Source organism: Betaproteobacteria bacterium (genome assembly GCA_016713305.1).
GTDB lineage: Bacteria > Pseudomonadota > Gammaproteobacteria > Burkholderiales.
The window spans coordinates 144050-164845 of the sequence record JADJPK010000011.1 but is presented as its reverse complement, the minus strand read 5'-3'; the positions used below and the strand labels follow the sequence as shown (position 1 = coordinate 164845).

The 20796-nt window shown below is 66.7% G+C and carries 10 protein-coding genes and 11 pseudogenes; 20 read left to right on the top strand and 1 reads right to left on the bottom strand.

What is annotated here, in order from left to right; all coding sequences use genetic code 11:
* Positions 1-28: 28 nt before the first annotated feature.
* Positions 29-1219, top strand: coding sequence for an efflux RND transporter periplasmic adaptor subunit (locus IPK20_16075; protein ID MBK8018083.1), 1191 nt, complete (start codon positions 29-31; stop codon positions 1217-1219).
* Between the two features lie 33 nt (positions 1220-1252).
* Here IPK20_16075 and IPK20_16070 read toward each other — a convergent pair.
* Positions 1253-1624, bottom strand: a pseudogene (locus IPK20_16070) (carboxymuconolactone decarboxylase family protein).
* Positions 1625-1893: 269 nt separating this feature from the next.
* Between IPK20_16070 and IPK20_16065 the strand changes: the two are divergent.
* The 19 genes and pseudogenes from IPK20_16065 to IPK20_15975 all read left to right on the top strand — a co-directional run bounded on the left by IPK20_16065 (position 1894) and on the right by IPK20_15975 (position 20706).
* Complete coding sequence (locus IPK20_16065; GenBank protein ID MBK8018082.1) at positions 1894-2781, top strand: GntR family transcriptional regulator; 888 nt, start codon at positions 1894-1896, stop codon at positions 2779-2781.
* A 68-nt stretch (positions 2782-2849) separates the two neighbouring features.
* Entirely contained in the window at positions 2850-3626 is a 777-nt protein-coding gene (locus tag IPK20_16060; protein MBK8018081.1) for an SDR family oxidoreductase, read from the top strand.
* A gap of 383 nt (positions 3627-4009) precedes the next feature.
* Positions 4010-5324 (top strand): annotated as a pseudogene (locus IPK20_16055) (ABC transporter substrate-binding protein).
* Between the two features lie 27 nt (positions 5325-5351).
* The gene (locus tag IPK20_16050; GenBank protein MBK8018080.1) at positions 5352-6263 is read left to right on the top strand and encodes a branched-chain amino acid ABC transporter permease; all 912 of its coding nucleotides are present in this window, start codon (positions 5352-5354) and stop codon (positions 6261-6263) included.
* Positions 6263-7209: pseudogene (locus tag IPK20_16045) on the top strand (branched-chain amino acid ABC transporter permease). The gene IPK20_16050 and the pseudogene IPK20_16045 overlap by 1 nt, the downstream one beginning before the upstream one ends.
* Positions 7206-7948 (top strand): annotated as a pseudogene (locus IPK20_16040) (ATP-binding cassette domain-containing protein). Before IPK20_16045 ends, IPK20_16040 begins: the two co-directional pseudogenes overlap by 4 nt.
* Position 7949: 1 nt before the next feature.
* Positions 7950-8620 (top strand): annotated as a pseudogene (locus tag IPK20_16035) (ATP-binding cassette domain-containing protein).
* Between the two features lie 657 nt (positions 8621-9277).
* A pseudogene (locus IPK20_16030) lies at positions 9278-10559 on the top strand (ABC transporter substrate-binding protein).
* Between the two features lie 142 nt (positions 10560-10701).
* Complete coding sequence (locus tag IPK20_16025; protein MBK8018079.1) at positions 10702-11136, top strand: iron-containing alcohol dehydrogenase; 435 nt, start codon at positions 10702-10704, stop codon at positions 11134-11136.
* The gene (locus IPK20_16020; GenBank protein ID MBK8018078.1) at positions 11136-11363 is read left to right on the top strand and encodes an iron-containing alcohol dehydrogenase; all 228 of its coding nucleotides are present in this window, start codon (positions 11136-11138) and stop codon (positions 11361-11363) included. Before IPK20_16025 ends, IPK20_16020 begins: the two co-directional genes overlap by 1 nt.
* Positions 11320-11682 carry an iron-containing alcohol dehydrogenase gene (locus tag IPK20_16015; GenBank protein ID MBK8018077.1) on the top strand — a complete coding sequence of 121 codons (363 nt, stop codon included), beginning with the start codon at positions 11320-11322 and terminating at the stop codon, positions 11680-11682. Before IPK20_16020 ends, IPK20_16015 begins: the two co-directional genes overlap by 44 nt.
* Positions 11645-11800, top strand: a complete 156-nt coding sequence (locus tag IPK20_16010) for a hypothetical protein (GenBank protein MBK8018076.1) — start codon at positions 11645-11647, stop codon at positions 11798-11800. Before IPK20_16015 ends, IPK20_16010 begins: the two co-directional genes overlap by 38 nt.
* A 282-nt stretch (positions 11801-12082) precedes the next feature.
* Positions 12083-13311, top strand: a pseudogene (locus IPK20_16005) (CoA transferase).
* Positions 13308-14368, top strand: a pseudogene (locus IPK20_16000) (hydroxymethylglutaryl-CoA lyase). The pseudogenes IPK20_16005 and IPK20_16000 overlap by 4 nt, the downstream one beginning before the upstream one ends.
* Before the next feature lie 20 nt (positions 14369-14388).
* Positions 14389-15909: pseudogene (locus IPK20_15995) on the top strand (GMC family oxidoreductase N-terminal domain-containing protein).
* An 85-nt stretch (positions 15910-15994) separates the two neighbouring features.
* Positions 15995-17184, top strand: a pseudogene (locus IPK20_15990) (ABC transporter substrate-binding protein).
* Between the two features lie 61 nt (positions 17185-17245).
* Positions 17246-18163: a branched-chain amino acid ABC transporter permease gene (locus IPK20_15985; GenBank protein ID MBK8018075.1), complete on the top strand. Its 918-nt coding sequence runs from the start codon at positions 17246-17248 to the stop codon at positions 18161-18163.
* 2 nt (positions 18164-18165) lie between these two features.
* Positions 18166-19988: pseudogene (locus IPK20_15980) on the top strand (branched-chain amino acid ABC transporter ATP-binding protein/permease).
* Positions 19981-20706 (top strand): ABC transporter ATP-binding protein, encoded by a 726-nt coding sequence (locus tag IPK20_15975; protein ID MBK8018074.1) that lies wholly within the window; start codon positions 19981-19983, stop codon positions 20704-20706. The pseudogene IPK20_15980 and the gene IPK20_15975 overlap by 8 nt, the downstream one beginning before the upstream one ends.
* Positions 20707-20796 lie beyond the last annotated feature (90 nt).

Sequence of the window (20796 nt, the reverse complement as noted above, 5' to 3'; positions counted from 1 at the left end):
AGTCGTGACGACGGACCCGACGGACCCGATGGAAACGGTGGGCAATCCCGCGGCTCGAGGGCCGAAACGACGCAGAAGCCCCGCCGGACTCATCGCCCTGGCGATCGTGCTCGTTGCCTTCGCCGCCGCGTACTTTCTGGGCATCGTCCCCCGGCAGCGGGCACAGGAGGCGCTCAGCAAGGAGACTCGCGCGCTGGCCGTTCCCACCGTGGCGGTGACCACGCCCAAACAGGGCGACGCCAATGCGGAACTGGTCCTGCCGGGCAACCTGCAACCCTACATCGACACGCCGATCTACGCCCGGGCGAGCGGCTATCTCAAGCACTGGACGGCGGATATCGGCAGCACGGTGAAGAAGGGCGAACTGCTCGCGGAGATCGAGGCACCGGAACTCGACGCCCAGTTGCAGAAGGCGCGGGCGGACGTCTCTGCGGCACGGGCCACGTTCGAGCAGGCGCAGAAGACGGCAGGACGCTGGCAGGAACTGGTGCGCACCGGATCGGTGTCCGCCCAGGACGCCGACCTGGCCCAGAACACCATGCGCACGCGCAGGTCCGAGCTCGATGCCGCCCAGCAGGAAGTGGCACGGCTGGAGCGCGTGCAAGGCTACCGGCGCATCTATGCGCCCTTTTCCGGAATCATCACGGCCCGCAACGCCGAAACCGGCGGACTCATCGACGCGGGTGCCGCGTCGGGGCCCGGGCGGGAACTCTTCCGGCTTTCCGCCACCGAGAAGCTGCGTGTGTTCGTGAACGTTCCACAGGCAGCGGCGAAGCACGCAGTACCGGGTGCCGCCGCCGAACTCTCGCTCACCGAGTATCCGGGCCGCAAGATTCCCGGCAAGCTCGTGCGCACCGCGAAGTCCATCGATGCCGGCACACGCACGCTGCTCGCGGAGATCGAGGTGGACAACAGCAAGGGGGAACTGCTGCCCGGCAGCTATGCCCAGGTCCGTCTGAAGATTCCCGCGACCGTGTCCGCGCTCATCGTGCCGATCAACACGCTGCTCTTCCGTGCCGAGGGGCCGCAGGTGGCCGTGGTCGGACCCAGTGACAAGACCGTGCTGAAGAACGTGACCATAGGCCGCGATTTCGGCACGACGGTGGAACTGCTCGCCGGACTGGAGGCGACTGATCGCGTGATCCTGAACCCCGCCGATTCGATCGACAACGGCACTCAGGTCCGGGTCGTGGAGGTGAGGAAGAACAAGGAGAAATAGGTCGGGCAGCCGCAAGGCCAGCCACCCGTCAGATTCCCATTTCCTGAACACTTCCCGCGCGATCCGGAAACTGTCGATGGCTGCGGGCACACCGCAATAGATCATGGCCTGCAGCAGCACTTCTTGAATCTCCTGCGTTGGAGAGTCCGTTGTTGACCGCACCCCGCACATGCAGTTTCACCTCGTGGGGCCGGTTCAGTGCCGTCAGCATGGCCAAGTTGATGATGCTCCTCGTGCGCCGGTCGAACGTGGGGCGGTTCCAGATTTCGCCCCAGCAGTATTTCGTCACCAGTTCCTGGAGCGGCCGATTGAAGTCATCCGCGCTCCGGATGGCACTATCCACATACTCGGCGCCGAGGACTTGCGTCGCACTCTCAAGCCTTTCTCGAACAGATCGTCACTCATCGAAACGCACTCCTTGGAAGATCATGGAAATGGTCCCCCGGAGGGGGGTCGCAAGACCTCACCGGCCCGGGCGAGTTGCTCGCCGACGGTCGCCAAACCGAAACGAATCGGGCAAAGTGGCGCCAATCGCTAAAGTGACGAATCGCGCCGCGGAACGAGGTCGAAAGATTGTCTGACAAAACACAAAGAACGGGCAATGCGAACAGAAGCGTGCTCCGCGTGCTCCGCGTCGTCCGCGAGTCGTCGTCCTTCGTCACCAGGTAGAGGACCTGCTGCGGAAGGCCATCGCGAGCGGACACTTCAAGCCCGGCGAGAAGCTGGTGGAGCGGGAACTGTGCGAGATGATGGGGGTGAGCCGCCCCTCGATCCGCGAGGCCCTGAGGCGCCTGGAAGCGGAAGGGCTGCTCTGGATCGTGCCGCACCGCGGCCCCATGGTCGCGACGATCGGCGTGGAGGAAGCCCGCCAGATCTACGCCGTGCGCGCGCTCCTCGAAGGCTTCGCAGCGCAGGAATTCGCCCGCTACGCATCCGAGGACCAGATCGCGGCGCTCAAGGAGGCGCTGTCCCTGCTCGAGAGATCGGCCCGTTCCGGCAAGAGCGTGGAACTCTCCGAGGCCAAGGCACGGTTCTACGAGACCATCCTCGCGGGATGCCGGAACGAGATCGTCTCGTCGGTGCTTTCCGGCCTCCACAATCGGGTCAACGTGCTGCGCATGACGTCGATGTCGCAGAAGGACCGGCTGCCCAGGAGCCTCAAGGAGATCCGGGGAAATCCTCGCCCGGATCGTTGCGCGGGATCCGGAGGGTGCGCGCGACGCTGCCATGGCCCACATCGAGAATGCCGCCCGCGTGGCACTGGATGTGCTCGCCCGGCGCGAAGTGGATACCGAAGTTCCGCCTGCTGCGGGCCGGTCCGCTTCCCGCTCGCCCCGGTCCATGCGCCGCTGACGGCGGACCACCGGCCGCCCGTTCTGGCGATCCGTTCCCCCGCGGCAGATTTCGCCCTCCCTCACCGTTCGAATCGTTTGACTTATTGTCAGACAATATTCAACATTTCTCCGCGAGTGGTCCCCGGGGATCGGCGGCCGGACAATGCCGGGCGCCCCTGTTTCGCCGCCCGCACCGGCGTTAGCACCTTCTCCCGAGCGGACACGTAAACAGATCTTCTCGACTGCCGGACCGAACGACCGGATGCAGGTTTCCGGAATGGAGTGGAGAGGTGGCGATGGCATCGAGTCGGATCGTTGCTGTAACGGGAGGCGCCAGCGGCATCGGCCGCGCGTGCTGCGAGGATCTTGCATCTCGTGGATGGTCGGTCGTCGCACTGGACATCGACGCCGACGGCGCGCACAGGACGGCCAGGGACACGGGCGGACACGGCTTTCCGCTGGACGTGGGCGACGACCAGGCGGTGGACGAGGCGGCGGCACGGGTCGAGCGAGAGGTCGGTCCGGTCGAGGCCCTCGTGAACTGCGCGGGGATCCTTGCCGCACCGGTCCCGCCCGAACAGCTCCCTATCGAGGAATGGGACCGCGTGGTCCGCATCAACCAGCGCGGAACCTACGTCTGTTGTCTCGCGTTCGGGCTGAAGATGGCCGCTCGCGGACACGGGGCCATCGTGAACATCGCCTCGATCAACGCGTTCCGGTCCATGCCGTTTCACGCCTACGCACCGACCAAGGCGGCGATCGTCTCCATCACTCAGAATCTCGCGGCGGAATGGGGCCCCAGCGGAGTCCGTGTAAACGCGGTCTCGCCAGGGTTCTCGCGCTCTCCCGCCCTCGAAGCCAAGATCGCGTCCGGCGAGCGCGATGTCGCCGCCATCGAGCGGGCCACCGCGCTTAGGCGGCTCATGGAGCCTGAAGATTCAGCGCGGGCGGTGGCCTTTCTGCTGTCGGACGAAGCATCGGGCATCACGGGCATCAATCTCCCGGTTGAGGGCGGATGGCTACTGATGCCGTCCTGGCAGAGCTATCCCGGCATCCGCGGCGACTGGCCGTGAACGACAAGTTTGACGCCCGGTACGGCTTCCCCGAATTGCCTTTGCCGACGAGCGAACGGCCTTTGCACGCTCTGTCGCGGAGGGTTCGTGCGCCGAGCGGTGTGCAGAAGCCTTCTATTTCACTGCGCCCTTCGTCTTGGAATCCGAGGCAGTGGGGGCTCTGGGTGGTTTCTATGCCGTGGCGGTCCCTGCCACTCCGTGACCCGAAGCGTTCGCCTCCGGAGAAGGCCCATTGTCGAATCGGCAATTCCCTAGAGAAGGTACCTATCGCAGACTCTCAGGTTGCGCCCGTATGCCCAGTGCATCCTTCGGTTCCCTGCAACCGGACGACCAGAAGCTGGAACGTTCGACGGAAGTTCAGAATAATGAGGAGGATTACAGACATGAAACGAATCCGGGAATGGCTCGCCGCACCGGTGCTCGCCTGTTTCGCTCTCGGCGCCGCAGCCCAGGCGAACAAGCCTGCCGAACTCAAGATCGGGATCACCACGTTCCTGACTGGACCAGCCTCCGTCTTCGGCGTTCCCGCCAAGGCAGCTGCCGAATTGTGGATCGAGGAATTCAACGCGGCAGGCGGGATCAACGGAGTGAAGATCGTCCCGACCTTCATTGACGAGGGCCTTGGCGGCGACAAGCTGCTTTCGAGTACCGCCGCGTCGCGCAAGAGCCCGGTGACAAGGTGATGCTGGCGGCCATCTCGAGCGGCAACTGCAACGTCATCGCACCGGTCGCCGAGGACCTGAAGGTCGTCAACATCATGTGGGACTGCAGCACGGAAAGGTGCTGGAGGACCGTCGCTACAAGTACGTCTTCCGGACCGGGCCCCACGCCGGCACCGAAGTCGCGGGGGCGATGATCCACCTGCTGCGCGTGAAGCCTGGGTTCAAGTCCATCGCCGTCATCAACCAGGACTATGCGTGGGGCCGCGACTCGTGGGAGATCGCGCGAAACACCCTGCTGGCGCTCAAGCCGGACGTGAAGATCGTGGCCGAGTTATTCCCAAAGTTCGGCGCGACCGACTATTCGACCGAGATCACGCGTCTTCAGGCGCTGAAGCCGGACGTCATCCTGTCCACGGCCTGGGGCGGTGACCTCGACACGCTGGTGCGGCAGGCATCCCAGCGCGGGCTGATGAACACCTCCCTGTTCGTCATGCCGCTTCTCGAGAGCTCGCTGGAACGCTTGGGCAAGGCGACGCCGGATGGCGTGCTGGCGGGAATGAACGGGGACGTCTACTTCGCGGACCCGGAGTTCGGTGGCGATCCAAAGGTGAAACGCTTCAACCAGAAGTTCGCCCAGAAGACCGGCGGGCAGCCGATCTATCCCGTGGGCCACATTGTCCAGGCACTGCAGGCGGTGGCCGACGGCTACGCGAAGGCGATCAAGGCCGGCAAGGGCCAGTGGCCGACGAGCGAGCAGTTGGCCGAGGCGCTGCGCGGAATGGAATTCAAGTCTCAGTCCCGTCCCATCAAGCTGCGCGAGGATGGTCAGAGCCTGCAGGGCCTGCTGTTCGGGGTAACCAAGATGACCGCCCAGCAGAACTTCCCGGTGATCGACCAGCTCATCTACATCCCTGCCGAACTGACCATCGCCCCGGTCGGACAGAAGTCTCCCCAGTGGGTGAAGACGCTGTCTCCCGGCATCGTGACGAGCGACCGTATCAAGGCGGTGGGCGCTGCCAGGGTGCCGGTGCGGTAACGAGGCACCTCACAGGAGACGTGTGCCGTGAGCGCGGACATCCTGCTGCTTGCCGTTGTCGACGGCCTCGCCTACGCCGGACTGCTGTTCCTCGTCGCGCTGGGCCTCACGCTGATCTTCGGTGTGATGGGCATCGTCAACGTGGCCCACGGCAGCCTGTATGCCTTCGGTGGCTACACGGCGGCCACCTTCGTGGGGTGGGCCTTGCAGGGGGGCGGAGCCCCTCCCCTGCTGCTTCTGCTCGGGTGCCTGCTGGCCGCGGCGCTCGTGGTCGGAATCGTCCTCGGCGTGGGCCTCGACACTTTCCTGCTGGCGCGCGTCCGCGACAAGGATCCGATCCTGCAACTGCTCGTCACGTTCGGCGCGTTCATGATCCTGGAGGATGTGCAGCGGCTCGTGTGGGGCAGCAGCCCGTGGTCCGCGAGCGAAGTCGTGGGCCGCGTCGGCAATCTCCAGCTCTTCGACATCACCTACACGCGCTATCAGTTGCTGCTCGTCCCGGGCATCGCGCTCTCCGCCTACGGCGGCCTGCAGTACTTCCTGCGCCGGACCTCTCTCGGCAAGCAGATCGTCGCCGTCACCCACCACCGCGAGGTGGCCACGGCCCTGGGGATCGACGCAAAGCGAATCGGTCTTCTCACGTTCGTGCTCGGCGCCACTCTGGGCGCACTCGGCGGCGCGCTGGCGGCACCGACGACTTCGCTAGTTCCCGGGGCAGGCACCGAGATGATCGTGCTGTCGTTCTGCGTCGTTGCCACCGCCGGTCTTGGTCAGATCACCGGCGCGCTCGTCACGGCGGTGCTGATCGGCCTGGCACGGTCCGTGGCGGTCTACACCGTTCCGGAACTTGAAGTGGTGGTTCCTTACCTGATCATGGTCGGCGTGCTTCTCGTGCGGCCCAGCGGCCTGTTCGTCGTGGCCCGGGCGAGGAGAATCTGATGTTCCTGCGCGCAGGCATTGTCATAGGGGCTCTCGGGCTCGTGGGTCTGGGCCTGTGGCTGCCGTCCTCGAAGACCTCGGTGGTGAACGGACTCTGCTACGGCATCGCCGCGCTCGGCGTCGGGATTCTTCTGCGCGCAGGCCAGATTTCCTTCGGCCACGCGATGTACGGTTGCATCGCCGGCTACACCGTCGCATTCCTCGCGCGGGCCTATCCCGCGCTCGACGGTGTCGTGCTCGCCGCGGCGGGCACCGGCGCGAGCGTTGTCGCGGGCGCGTTCGTGGGCGTGTTCGTCGTGCGCTACCGCGAGATCTTCTTCGGCATGCTCAATCTCGCGATCTCCATGGTGCTCTACTCGGCTCTGGGCAAGCTGTACGAGATCACCGGCGGCACTGACGGACTGCGGATCGACCGCCCGCTGCTCCTCGGCGTCGCCATGGAGCGATCCGCCTACGAGACCGCACTGCTCCTGGCCACCGTGGCCGTGGCCGTGTTGCTGGGCGTCGCCACTCAGCGTTTCTTCCGCTCCCCCGCGGGCGAGGCTCTGGCCGGCATCAAGACCAACGAAACCGCCTCGAATACCTCGGCCTGTCTGCCCGGCGGCTGCTCTGGACCGGCTACGTGCTGTCCGCCGGAATGGTCGGTCTGGCAGGCGCGATCCTGGTGCTCCTCCAGGGGCTGGTCACTCCCGAGCTCGGCTACTGGACGCGGTCGGGCGAGTTCGTCTTCATCACGATCCTGGGGGGCGTGGGCCACGCGCTGGGCGCCTTCATGGGAGCGATCGTCTTCGAGTCGGTGAAGCTTTTCGCGTCCGCGTACCTCGCAGGTATCTGGCAACTGCTCGTTGGTGCCACGCTCATTCTCATCATCATCGCAGCGCCCGCGGGGATCGTGGGCCTGTTCGGGCGGCGCACCCGGGAGACCGGCGCGGGAGGCGCCGCATGAGCACGCTGATCCGCACCGAAGGACTGTGCCTGGCGTTCGGCAGCATCGTCGTGGCCGACAACATCGACTTCACCCTGCACGAGGGCGAACGCCCGCCGTCATCATCGGCATAACGGCGCGGCAAGACCACTTTCATCAACATCTGCACCGATTCCTGCGCCCCACTTCGGGCAAGGTGTACCTGGGTGACCAGGACATCACCAGCCAACCGCCTCGTCGCCTCGTCCACATGGGGCTCGCCCGCTCTTTCCAGCTGCCCCAGCTATTCCTCGAACATACCGTGCGCCAGTGTCTGGAGCTCGCCGCGGTGGGGCGCACCTGGCCGGCCGTCCTTGTTCAGACGCATGTCGGCTGTCGTCGACCAGCCCGAGATCGACCACACGCTCGAACTGATGGGCCTCACGCAACGCGCCGGTGATCTGGCCTCCACCCTTTCGGAAGGACAGCGCAAACTGCTCGACGTTGCCATGGCCCTCATGCTGCGTCCGCGTCTGCTCATCCTGGACGAACCGACCAGCGGGGTCGCATCGGAAGACAAGCATGCTGTGATGCAAACGCTGATGCGGCCCTGGGTGAACGCCGGGTCACGAGCTGGTTCGTGGAACACGACGTGGACATCGTGTCCCGCTATGCGACCCGGATCGCTGCGTGGATCGGCGGCCGGATCGCCGCCGACGGCGCACCGGAGGACGTGCTCGCGCATCCCGACGTGAAGCGCGAAGTGCTGGGCATCGCCTGACATGCTCGAACTTCGGGACCTTACCGTGGAACTGGCTGGCGCGACCGTGTTGCGCTCGGTGTCGACGACCCTGCATGCCGGCAGCACCGTAGCCGTCGTGGGGACGCAACGGTGCCGGCAAGACGACGCTCTTGCGCTCCATCATGGGCCTCGTTCCCCTCCGCAGCGGCCAGCTGATCTGGGACGGTGAGGAACTGCATCTGCCCTGCGCATCGGCGAGCGCGGCGTGGCATCGGCTATGCGCCCGAAGACCGTGTCATCTTTCCGACGCTCAGCGTCGAGGAGAACCTGCGCCTGCCGTGCGAGGTGCAGCGCCTGGATCCGCGCGAGACCACCGACCGTCTTGAAATCACACTGCGGATCGTTCCGCAGCTGGAAGACATGCTGGGCCGCTCGGGCGCCGCACTGTCGGGAGGTCAAGGCAAGATGGTGAGCCTGGGCCGTGCGCTGATGATCGGCACGCGGCTCGTGCTCCTCGACGAGCCGTTCCAGGGACTGGCCCCGGCACTGGCCTCTCAATATGCGGATGCCCTGTCTCGCCTGCGTGAGCAGCGGCCGGAAGTGTGCGTAGTGATCACCGAGTCGAATGCCAGTCTCCTGCGGGACATCCGGCCCCGCACCCTGACTCTGGAACGCGGCACTCTGCTGGGGTGCGAGCCGGTCCCCCATTGACGCGTATCGCATGGCGAGTGGCCAGTGCCCTCTACGCAACTGTTTCGGGTCCGCGCGTTCCAAAATGGGATCACCAGAGCGCGTGTCGCCCCTTCGCATGCCGCGAACGTGCATTGACGGATCGCGAATTCCGCATCGAGCCGTGGTTCCTATGCTTCGCCTGCCGGTCGCACGAGCGAAGAATCCTCCTCCTCGCCGGTCTGCCGGCGAAACACCTTTGTACGGGCGTCCCACATGGGCGCCCCCTTTTCTCGGGCGCGCATGAGTTGGAGGAACACGCCATGCCGGCGTCCGGTCGTGCGGTGAACTCCGGAAGAAACGCGTTCAAACCCTTCGCCCTTCCGGGATCGCGTTTCGATGGAACCCGGAAGCCGGGCAGACGTGCGAAGACCGTGTCCACCTCTGCGGATTCTGCGAGGACGAAAGCCGGTTCGCAGTCCACGAATACGCGGAACAAGCTTCGCGGGTACCTGCCGGCACCATTGCACGTCATGGGATGCGGGAATGCGGGTCATGTCGACGGGTCCGGACACGCACGCGGCAGCGTTCGTGCAAGTCCGCCGGCGTCCCGTACCACTTTCAACGGGTGTGGAGCGTGAAGCATCTCCCGGAAGCACCTGTGCATCGTAGATCGTGCGGACAAGAGGACAGACTTTGATGGGAACACTTGTATCCGGCGTATTCCGGCTGTTGCTCGCCCTGACATTGGCCGCGTCGACCGAGGCGGGTGCAGGAGACCCGAAGCCGCTCAGGATCGGGATCGTCACGTTTCTCTCCGGACCCGGCGCCGGACCGATGGGGCGCCGGCGGAATGCGGCGGAACTGGCGTTCGAGGCGCTCAATTCCGGCAGTGTCCCGGCCCCTACAACTCCCGGGGTTTCGGAGGCACCCCTGTCGAGATGATCCTCCAGGACGAGACCGGGACGACCAGCAACGTCGTCTCCCAGTATCGCCAGCTCGTTCAGCAGCGGGACGTCGACATGGTGATCGGCTACATCTCGAGCGGAAGCTGTCTGGCAGTGGCACCGGTAGCCGAGTCGCTCAAGCGGCTCACGGTGTTCTTCGACTGCGGGACAGCGCGCATCTTCGAGGAGAATGCCTATCGCTACGTGTTCCGCACCTGTGCCCACGCCACCATGGACGCCGTGGGTGCCGCCAGGTATCTGCGCGAGCGCTCTCCGCAGCGGGTGCGCGTTGCCGGCATCAACCAGAACTACGCCTGGGGCCAGAGTTCCTGGCGCGACTTCCTTGGTTCTCTCAAGGCCCTGACGCCCTCGACGACGGTGGTCACCTCGCAGATGCCCAAGCTCTTCGCGGGGCAATACGGCGCGGAGATCTCCGCCATCCTCGCGTCACAGCCCGACATCGTCCATTCGAGCTTCTGGGGGGGTGACCTCGAGGCGTTCGTGCCCAGGGCGGCGCCGCGCGGAATCTCCACGAGGAGCACCTTGTGCTGACGGCAGGGGGAGACGGAACTGCAGAAGCTCGCCGGCAGGATTCCCGACGGCACGGTGATCGGCGCACGCGGCCCGCATGGCATCTTCGCTCCGGACAATGCCCTCAACCGCTGGTTCGCCAGAACGCCATAGCGGCCCGCTACTCCAGCTCGCCCACCTATACCGCGTACCAGATGATGCAGGCGATCCTGGGAACGAAGGCCGCGTACGGGAAGGCCATGAAATCCAGGGGAGGAGCCAGACCGGACATCGAAAGCATCGTGGCAGCCTTCGAGGGTTCGTCGTTCGACACCCCGAGCGGGCCGACGCGGATGGCTCTGGGCAAGGGTCACCAGGCGATACACGGCACGGCCTATGGGACGACCCGGACCGTCGGGGGCAAAGTGACGATGGTGCACGTCCTGCGTTACGCACCTGAGGAGGTGAATCCTCCCGAGGGCGTCAAGGGCGAGGACTGGATAAGGTCCGGCCTCGGGCGCTGACCCGGTGCTGGGGCACGCGCGGCGACTTTGCACGACGCGCCCCCTGGAGCACGCGGACACCGCTTCTCCACTTCACTCTTCTCGGGGCAAACATGAATCCATTCACATTCGAAACCGCACCTCGCATCGTCTGCGCGCAGGGGTGCGCGGACACCCTTGCCAGTACGTAAAGTCGCTCGGCGGCCACCGCGTCCTCGTCGTAACCGATCCCGGACTCGCGTCCGCAGGCGTTATCACCCCCGCGCGACGTTCGCTCGAAGGCGCGGGCATAGGAGTGGAGGTCTTCTCCGATGTCCGTGCCGATCCGCCGGAGTCGGTGGTGGCTGGCGCTGTCCAGGCGGCGACGGCGTGCGCCGCAGAGGTGATCGTGGGTCTCGGCGGTGGAAGTTCCATGGATACCGCAAAACTGGCCGCTCTACTGGCTCGGACGCCGCAACCGCTCGACAACGTCTACGGCATCGACCGGGCTCGTGGACCGACTGCCGCTCATCCAGGTGCCCACCACGGCCGGCACAGGTTCCGCAAGTCACTCCCATCGCCATCGTCACGACGGCCTCCAACGAGAAGAAGGGCGTAGTGTCGTCCGTGCTGTATCCCGACGCTGCCCTGCTCGACAGCACGCTTACTCTGGGGCTGCCGTCCGCGCCGACGGCCATGACCGGCGTGGATGCCATCGTTCACGCCATCGAGGCGTACACCAACAGACACAGGAAGAATCCGGTCTCGGATACCTTCGCACTGCAAGCATTGAAGCTTCTTTATCCGGACCCTGCCCCAGGTCATTGCCGATGGCCGGGACCGTGACGCCCGGGAACGGATGCTCCTGGGGTCGCTGATGGCAGGCATGGCCTTCGCCAATTCGCCCTGCGCAGCCGTGCACGCGCTTGCCTATCCACTCGGCGGGCACTATCACCTGCCGCACGGCCTGACGAACTCGCTCATGCTGGTGCCGGTGCGAACTTCAATCTGCCCGCGGCCACGGGTATACGCGCAACTGGGGCGCGCTATCCTCGGCGATTCCGATCCATGCCGGATCACGCAGTCGCGGAACGCTTCGTCGAAGCCCGGGGCACCTCGTGTCGTCCATGCCCTACGCCCAGAATCTCCGCTCGGCCGGCGTTGAACGGGATTTCCTCCCTGCCTTGGCGGACGATGCGATGAACGTCCAGCGCCTGCTCGTCAACAACCCTCGGGAAGTGACACGCTCGGACGCCCTGCGTCTGTACGAAGCAGCGTTCTGACGACCCATGTGCCTGCGGAGACGGACGCCCACCCATCTCGCCCGATGCGAACCCTCGCGTTATCGGCGCAGCCTGTCGTTCCGCTTCGGGATGAACGAACGCTGCATCCTGGGTACGGTTGCCCTCGGAAGCGGGAGCCGCCTACCCGCCTGCCCCTTCGCGGCTGCGAAGAGCCCGCCGCACAAGATCGCGGTGGACCGGTCGGAAACATGCGAAGGTGACTTAAGCGGTATTCTCGGCACTCCTACATCGGGACCGCACCGCAGCGGTCCATTTCCAGACATGACCGGAACCGCCTCACCCTCTTCCCCTCGGGACGCCGCCACAGGCCCTCTCGCTGGCCTGCGCGTCATCGAACTCGGCCAGCTCATCGCCGGCCCCTTCGTCACCAAGACCTCGGCGAATTCGGCTGCCGAGATCATCAAGATCGAACCGCCCCGGGTGGCGATCCCTTGCGGACTTGGCGCCTGGTGCAGGACGGCACGTCGCTCTGGTGGCAGGTGCAGTCCCGAAACAAGCGCTCGGTCGTGCTGGACCTGCGCCAGGCGGAAGCCCAGGACATCGTGCGCAAGCTCGTGGCCGAGGCCGATGTGGTGGTGGAGAACTTCCGCCCCGGGACCCTGGAGGGATGGGGCCTGGGCTGGGAGGCGCTGAGCGCGATCAATCCGGGGCTGGTGATGCTGCGTGTGTCCGGCTACGGGCAGACGGGGCCGTACCGCGACCAGCCCGGCTTTGGCGTGATCGCCGAGGCCATGGGCGGCTTGCGCTACCTGACGGCTGAACCCGGCCGCGTGCCGGTACGCACAGGCGTGTCCATCGGGGACACGCTCGCGGCCCTGCACGGCACCATCGGCATCCTGATGGCGCTCTACCACCGCAAGGTGCATGGTGGTCCGGGTCAGGTGATCGACGTCGCCCTGCACGAGGCCGTCTTCAACGTGATGGAGTCGCTGTTGCCGGAGTACACCGAACTGGGCGTGCTGCGTGAACCCGCGGGGTCGTCACTGCCCGGCATCGCGCCCACCAATGCCTATCGCTGCGCGGATGGCTTCGTGCTGGTGGCGGGCAACGGCGACGGCATCTTCAAGCGGCTCATGGAGGCCATCGGGCGATCCGACCTCGCCGGCGATCCGGGACTGGCGACCAACGCCGGCCGGGTCGCGCGCGTGCAGGAACTGGACGGCGCCATCGAGGCCTGGACGCGCGAGCGTGACGTCTCCGAGGTGCTCGCCGCGATGGCGCGGGCGAAGGTTCCTGCCGGACGCATCTACTCCGTGAAGGACATCACCGAGGATCCACACTACCGGGCGAGAGACATGATCCTCGAGCAGCAGACCCGCGACGGCCGGACCATCAAGGTGCCGGGCATCGTCCCCAAACTTTCCGCGACGCCCGGTGCGGTGCGCTCCGCCGCACCGCGGCTTGGAGACGACACCGTCGCGGTGCTGCGGGACATGGGTCTCACGGCCGCGCAGATCGCCGAACTCAAGACCAGGAACATCATCGGATGAGCGCAAACGTCTGGAACGGCGCGGGCGGGCGGATCCACATCCAGGACGTGGGGCCGCGCGACGGACTGCAGATGGAATCCTGCTGGGTACCCACGGAAGACAAGATCGCTCTCGTGAACGCCCTGTCCCGGGCCGGACTCGCCAAGGTGGAAGCCACATCGTTCGTGTCGCCCAAGGCCATTCCCGCCCTGCGCGATGCGGACGAGGTGATGCGCGGCATCGAGCGCGTGGCCGGCGTCGAATACACGGTGCTGGTGCCCAACGTGCGCGGCGCGGAACGCGCGATCGACGCCATGGCCGACGAACTCAACCTCGTGATGTCGGCCTCCGAGACGCACAACCTCACCAATCTGCGCATGACCCGCGAGCAGTCGTTCGCCTCGCTGGCCGCCGTCGCGAAGCTGGGCCACGAGGCGCGCATTCCGGTGAACATCTCGCTCTCCTGCAGCTTCGGCTGTCCGATGGAGGGTGACGTTCCGGCTTCGGTGGTGCTGGACTGGTGCTCGCGCCTGATCGATCTCGGCGCGCGCGGCATCACGCTGGCAGACACGACCGGCATGGCGCATCCGGGACAGGTCCACGCGCTGGCGCGCGCGTTCCGCGATCGCTGGCCCGGATGCGAACTCACCATGCACTTCCACGACACGCGGGGACTGGCGGTCGCCAATGTGCTCGCCTCCATCGATGCCGGCGTGGACCGCTTGATTCCTCGCTGGGCGGGCTCGGCGGCTGCCCCTATGCGCCGGGTGCAAGCGGGAACGCGTGCACCGAGACGATCGTCCACGCGCTGGAACTCATGGGATACGACACGGGCGTCGATCTCGACGCGCTGCTCGCGGCGGCGCGCCGCCTGCCGGCGCTCATCGGGCACGAGACGCCCAGCCCCCTCGTCAAGGCCGGGCATGCCCACACACGCCACCCGGTGCCCGGAGTGGTTCGCGGAGGTGGCTGCACGTGCGGCCGGGCGGGAACCCCGCCAGTGAGTGCGGAGGACACCTTCGATTTCGTCATCGTGGGTGCCGGCGCGCCGCGGGTTGCCTGCTCGCCCACCGGTTGACCGAGGATGGCCGCCACACCGTGTGCGTGCTGGAATCCGGCCCGCCCGACCGGCACCCGTGGCTGCACATCCCCGCCGGCTTCATCCGCGTGGGCTACCACCCGAGGCTCACGTGGGGTTTCACGAGCGAACCCACGCCCGACACCGCGGGCCGCGGCGTGAAGGCCTACATGGGCCGCACGCTGGGCACACGCGCGGCCTGCCGCTCGACTACGACACGTGGGCGGCGCAGGGCAATCCCGGCTGGTCGTTCGCCGACGTCCTGCCGTACTTCAAGCGCACCGAGCGCCGCATCGGATCGCACGATCCGCACTGGCGCGGGAGCGACGGTCTGCTGCCGATCACCGACTGCGACTGGCGCCATCCGCTTTGCGATGCCTACATCGAGAGCGCGCGCGAATTCGGCATGCCGTCGCACGTGGACTACAACGCCGCGGACCAGACCGGCGCGGGGTACTACCAGCGCTGGATCGTGGACGGCTGGCGCGTGAGCGCCGCCAAGGCGTTCCTGCGTCCCGCATCGAAGCGGCCCAATCTGCAGGTGCGAAGCGACGCGCACGTGACTGCGGTCGAGTTCGAGGGCCGGCGTGCCACCGGGGTCAGATGGATGGCGGGCCGGGGCGGACCGGTCCGCACGGTGAAGGCGCGCCGCGAGGTGATATTGGCCGCAGGCGCGGGAAACACCCCCGAAGGTGCTCCAGTTGTCGGGCGTGGGTCCGGCTCCGCTGCTGCAGTCGCTCGGCGTGCCCGTGGTGCACGCGCTCCCCGGCGTGGGTGAGAACTTCCGCGATCACTACATGGTGCGGTCGATCATGCGGGTGAAGAACGTGGCCACGCTGAACAGCACGGCCCGCGGGTGGCGTCTGTGGGTCGAGGGGCTCAAGTGGCTGCTGGGCCGGCCCAGCGTCCTGGCGATCAGCCCCTCGGTGGCCTTCGGGTTCACCAGGTCGCGTCCGGACGCACCGGCCAACGATCTGCAACTGCACTTCTCGCCGGGCAGCTACGCCTCGGGCATCGCCGGCAAGCTGGACGACTTTCCCGGCATGACGCTCGGGTTCTATCAGTTGCGTCCCGAGTCGCGGGGGTTCGTCCGCGCGCGCTCCACCGATCCGTTCGAGCTGCCCACCGTCCAGCCGCACTATCTCGCGGACGATGTGGATCGCGCGACGGCCGTCGCCGGCTTGCGGTTGGCCCGCCGCATCCTGCACACCGGCGCGCTCGCGGGCTTTCTCGTGAACGACGAATTCCCGCCCGCCTCGGCGCAATCCGACGAGGAGCTGCTCGACTGCGCCCGTCAGCGGGGCGGAACGGCGTGGCACTACATGGGGACCTGCCGCATGGGACCCGCTGCCGATCCCATGGCGGTGGTCGACGCCCAGCTGCGAGTGCACGGCCTTGAGGGCCTGCGCGTGGTCGACGCGTCCATCATGCCGACCATGACGTCCGGCAACACCGGCGCGCCGACGATGATGATTGCCGAGAAGGCCTCGGACTTGATCCTGGGCCATTCGCCGCCCGCACCCGTCCCCGGGCAAGCGTGACAACAGGCACAATCGGACCGGGAACGGATGATCCCGCGCCGGGCTCAAGAGGCCTTGTGCGACAACGAAAAGGAGGAGGAAACAGATGAAGTGTCTGCGCAGCATCGTCGTGGCGGCAGCCCTCGCCACCGGCCTGATCGGCCAGAACGGCATGGCCCAGGACATCAAGATCGGATTCAACGGCGACCAGTCCGCGACCGCCGTGGCCGAGCTCGGCACGGCCGGCCGCTGGGGTTTCGAGATGGCGATCGAGGACATCAACAAGGCCGGCGGCGTGCTGGGCCGCAAGCTGGTGGGGGTGATCCGCGACGATCTGGGCACGCCGCCCAAGTCCATCCAGAACGTGACGGAGCTCATCGACAGCGAAGGCGTCGCCGCCATCGTGGGGCCGACCAATTCCGGCAACGCGCTGGCGTTCATGCACATTCCGCAACAGAAGAAGATCCCCACCATCGTCCCCATCGCGACGGCCACGGAAGTCACGGCCCGCTACGCCAAGCAGCCGCAGAACTACCTCTTCCGCATCTCCATGGTGGACCGCGAGCAGTATTCCCTGATCGTGGCCTACGCCGTGAAGGCGACGAAGGCGAAGAAGATCGCCGTGATGGGGGACACCACCGGCTACGGCCAGGGCGCGATCAAGGACACGACCGAACTGCTGGCGCTGCACGGCCTGCAGCCCGCGGCCGTGGAGAAGTTCGGCCCCAGGACACGGACATGACGTCCCAGCTCGCCAAAGTGCGCGATTCCGGTGCCGACGTGGTGATCATCGGCGCGCTGGCGGATGCGACGGCGCACACGCTGAAGAGCATGGACAAGATGGGCTGGCGGCCGATCACGCTGAGCAGCTGGGGCAACCAGAGTTCCGTGTTGCCGCGCACGGCGGGCCAGAAGCTGGCGGAGCAGCTCATCCTCACCGCGTCCACCACCGAGGACAGCAACCCGCGCGCGAAGTCGCTGGGCGAGCGCATCCGCAAGAACTACCCCACGATGACCACGTTCGCGTGCGCCGCCCAGGCGTACGACTCGGTGATGCTGCTGGCGGCCGCGTTCAAGGCGGCCGGCACCACCGACGGCGAGAAGGTCGCAGCCGCGCTGGAAGGCGTGACCGGCGTGCAGGGCATCGTCAAGACTTACGACAGGCCGTTCTCCAAGACCGACCACGAAGGCCTCACGGTCGCCGACTTCTACCTGGCGCGCTGGAAAGGCAGCATCGTGGGCCGATACGAAGACCCGATCACCAGGACCCTCACGGCCGCCGACTTCAAGAAGTGAGGTGATCGCGTCGTGACCAGCGGGGCAGCCGTCGGCTGCCCCGATCGTTTCCGGAATTGCCATGGTCGTCCTGCTCCAGGCCCTGTTCAGCGGTCTCGCCCTCGGCGGCATCTACTCGCTCATCGCCGTCGGCTTCAACATCACCCACGGCACCACGCGCACGTTCAACTTCGGGCAGGGCGAGTTCCTGGTGGCCGGCGCGTTCGTCGCGGTCTCGGCCCTGCTGCTCATCGCCGGCAAGGGCCTGAACGACCCGCTCGATCCCGCCGACGTCACGCCGCTCGTCTACGCGGCAAGCATGGTGGCAGGAACGCTCGTGACGGCCGTGCTGGGCGTGCTGCTGTACTTCACCGCCGTGCGACCCTTCGCCGGCCGCACCGGCCTCGCGTGGGTCATGAGCACCATCGGTTTCGGCATCCTGGTGCAGAACACGGCACTGGCCATCTGGGGGCCCTCGCCCGTGCCCATGCCGTCGCCCCTGGGCGGCGAGGTCATCCGCGTGGCCGGTGCCGGCTTCGTCCCGCAGGAGATTCTCGTGCTCGGCGTGAGCGTGGCCGTGCTGTTCGGACTGGATGTGGTCATGCGGCGCACCCGGATCGGCAAGGCCATGCGGGCCGTCGCCGAGAACCGCAACGCGGCCACGCTGATGGGCATCGACGTGTCCGCCGTCGTGATCGGCGCGTTCGTGCTGAGTTCGGCGTTCGCCGGGCTGGCCGGCCTGCTGGTAGCACCGATCACCACGGCCTCGGTCTACATGGGCCTCACGCTCGCGCTCAAGGCCTTCTCCGCCGCCATCGTCGGCGGCCTGGACAATCCGCGCGGCTGCATGCTGGGCGGATTCCTGATGGGGCTGCTGGAAGCGCTCGTCGGACTGTGGCACGCCGAACTGCGGGAGATCGCGATCTTCCTGCTCATCATCGTGGTGCTGGCGGTGAAGCCCGAGGGGCTGCTGGGACGCAGGCGCGTGGAGAAGGTCTGATCATGAAACGTCTCCATCTCGCCGGCGTCCTGATCGCCGCCGCCTTCGTCGCGGCCGCCCCGCTCGTCACCGCGAACGGATTCCACCTGAAAGTGCTGTTCATGATCGGCGTGAACTACCTCGCGGCCGTGGGATTGAACGTGCTGGTCAACCACACGGGGCAGAAGTCCCTGGGCCACGCCGGCCTGTTTGCGGTGGGTGCCTACACGGCAGCGCTGCTCACCACGCGGTTCGAGTGGAACCCCTGGTTCGCGTTCGTGGCGAGCGGAGTGACCGCGGGAGTCTTCGGTGCGGTGGTCGCCCTGCCCGCGCTGCGCGTGGCCGGTCCGGCGCTGGCCATGGTGACCATCGGTTTCGGCATCGTGGCGGAGAAGGTCGTCTCCGAGTGGCAGGACGTCTTCGGCGGGCAGGCGGGGATCTACGGCGTGCTGTCCCTTTCATTCAACGGAACCGACTTCGGCCCGCGCGAGTGGGTATGGTTCACCGGCGCACTTTGCCTCCTGGCTCATCTGGCCATCCGTTCGCTGCTGAAGGGCAAGCACGGGCGCGCCTTCCGGGCGGTGAGCCACGCGGAGATCGCGGCGGAGTGCGTGGGTGTCAGTGTCTACCGGGTGAAGGTGCTGGCGTTCGTCGTGAGCGCCATCACCTGCGGCTTCGCCGGAGCGCTGGTCGCGCAGCAGAACCAGTACATCAACTCCGACTTCATCACCTTCGGCCTGTCGATCTTTTCTTCCTGCTCATCGTGCTGTTCGGCGGCAGTTCGCCAGTCGGGCCGCTGCTGGGCGCTGTGGTCCTCACATTGCTCGACGCCTTCCTGGCCCGCTGGCCGCACGTGCAGCATTTCACCTACGGCCTCTTGCTGTTGTTCGCGCTATACGCGATGCGCGATGGGCTCTCGGGCGCGCTGGGTTCCGCCGCAAGGCGATTGTTTCCGGCACTGGGCGCGCGGCCGCCGCTGCCCACGGCCGTAGGTGACTGGCAACTGCGCACGAGCGAAGTCCTCACGGCGGAAAGACCGCTGCTGGAAGCGCGCGGCCTGCGCAAGGCCTACGGCGGCGTGGTGCCGGTCAACCGCGTGGATCTGGACCTGAAGACCGGCCACATCCATTCGCTCATCGGCCCCAACGGCGCGGGCAAGACGACGGTGCTCAACCTGCTCTCCGGGATCGTCCCGCCGGACGAAGGCAGCATCGTCTTCGACGGCCGGTCGGTCACCGGCCTCGCGCCGAACCGGGTGTGCCGGCTCGGTCTGGGCCGCACCTTCCAGAATCTGAAACTGTTCACCGACATGCCGGTGCTGGAGAACGTGCAGGTCGGCTTGCACGGACACCTGGATGCCGGCCTGGGGCACAGCGTGTGGAGCACGCGCACGGCGGGCCGCGAGGAACGCGAGGCGCGCGACGAGGCCCTGCGCATCCTGGATTTCCTCGGCCTGCGCGACAAGGCATACGAACTCGCCGGCGGCCTGCCCTATGGCCTGCAACGCCGCGTCGAAATTGTCCGCGCGCTGGCCACACACCCCCGGCTCCTGCTGCTCGACGAGCCGGCCGCGGGCCTCAACCCGCAGGAGACCCGCGACCTCGTGGACGTCATCGCCCGCATCCGCGACCGCGGGATCACGATCCTGCTCATCGAACACCACATGGATCTGGTGATGGCCATCTCCGATCACGTCATCGTGCTGGACTACGGCGAGAAGATCGCGGAAGGCCCACCCGCGGAGGTGCAGCGCAATCCGCGCGTGATCAAGGCCTATCTGGGAGAAGACGACGAGTCGGAAGAAACCGCACCGGCCGGCGCGGTGACAGGAGCCGCCCATGGCTGATCGCGCGCTGCTGTCGATCGAGCGGCTGCAAGTCCGCTACGGCGCCATCGAAGCGCTCCGGGGCATCTCGCTGGAGGTGCACGCCGGCGAGGTGGTCACCCTCATCGGCGGCAACGGTGCCGGCAAGAGCACGCTGATGAAGGCGGTGTCCGGTCTCGAGCCAGCGGCCGCCGGCCGCATCGAGTACGACGGGCAGGACATCACCGCGCTGCCCGGTCACAAGCGCGTATCCCTGGGCATCGCGCAGTCGCCCGAGGGGCGCCAGGTGTTCGCGGACCAGACCATCCGCGACAACCTCATGCTCGGGGCCTTCCTGCGAAAGGGCCAGAACGCGGAGATCGCGGCGGACATCGAGACGCAGTTCGACGTCTTTCCCCGCCTGCGGGAGCGCCGCGACCAGCTCGCCGGCTCGCTGTCCGGCGGCGAACAGCAGATGCTGGCCATCGCCCGGGCGCTGATGTCGCGCCCGCGGCTGCTTCTGCTCGACGAACCCTCGCTCGGTCTCGCACCGCTGGTGGTGAAGGAAATCTTCGCCGTCATCCGTGCGCTCAAGGCGCGAGGCGTGACGATTCTCCTGGTGGAACAGATGGCCACCCAGGCGCTGGCCGTGGCCGACCGCGCCTACGTGCTCGAGACAGGGAGCATCACGCTGCAAGGCACGGGCGCGGAGTTGCGCCGCGATCCGAAGGTCCGCGCGGCGTATCTGGGAGAGGGCTGAAGAGCACTGGATCCCCGGGAAGTCCGTGACCGGCATCCCTGCCAAACGCCGAAGTTGTCAGACAACTGACGTCCGGATAGTCTTCACGTC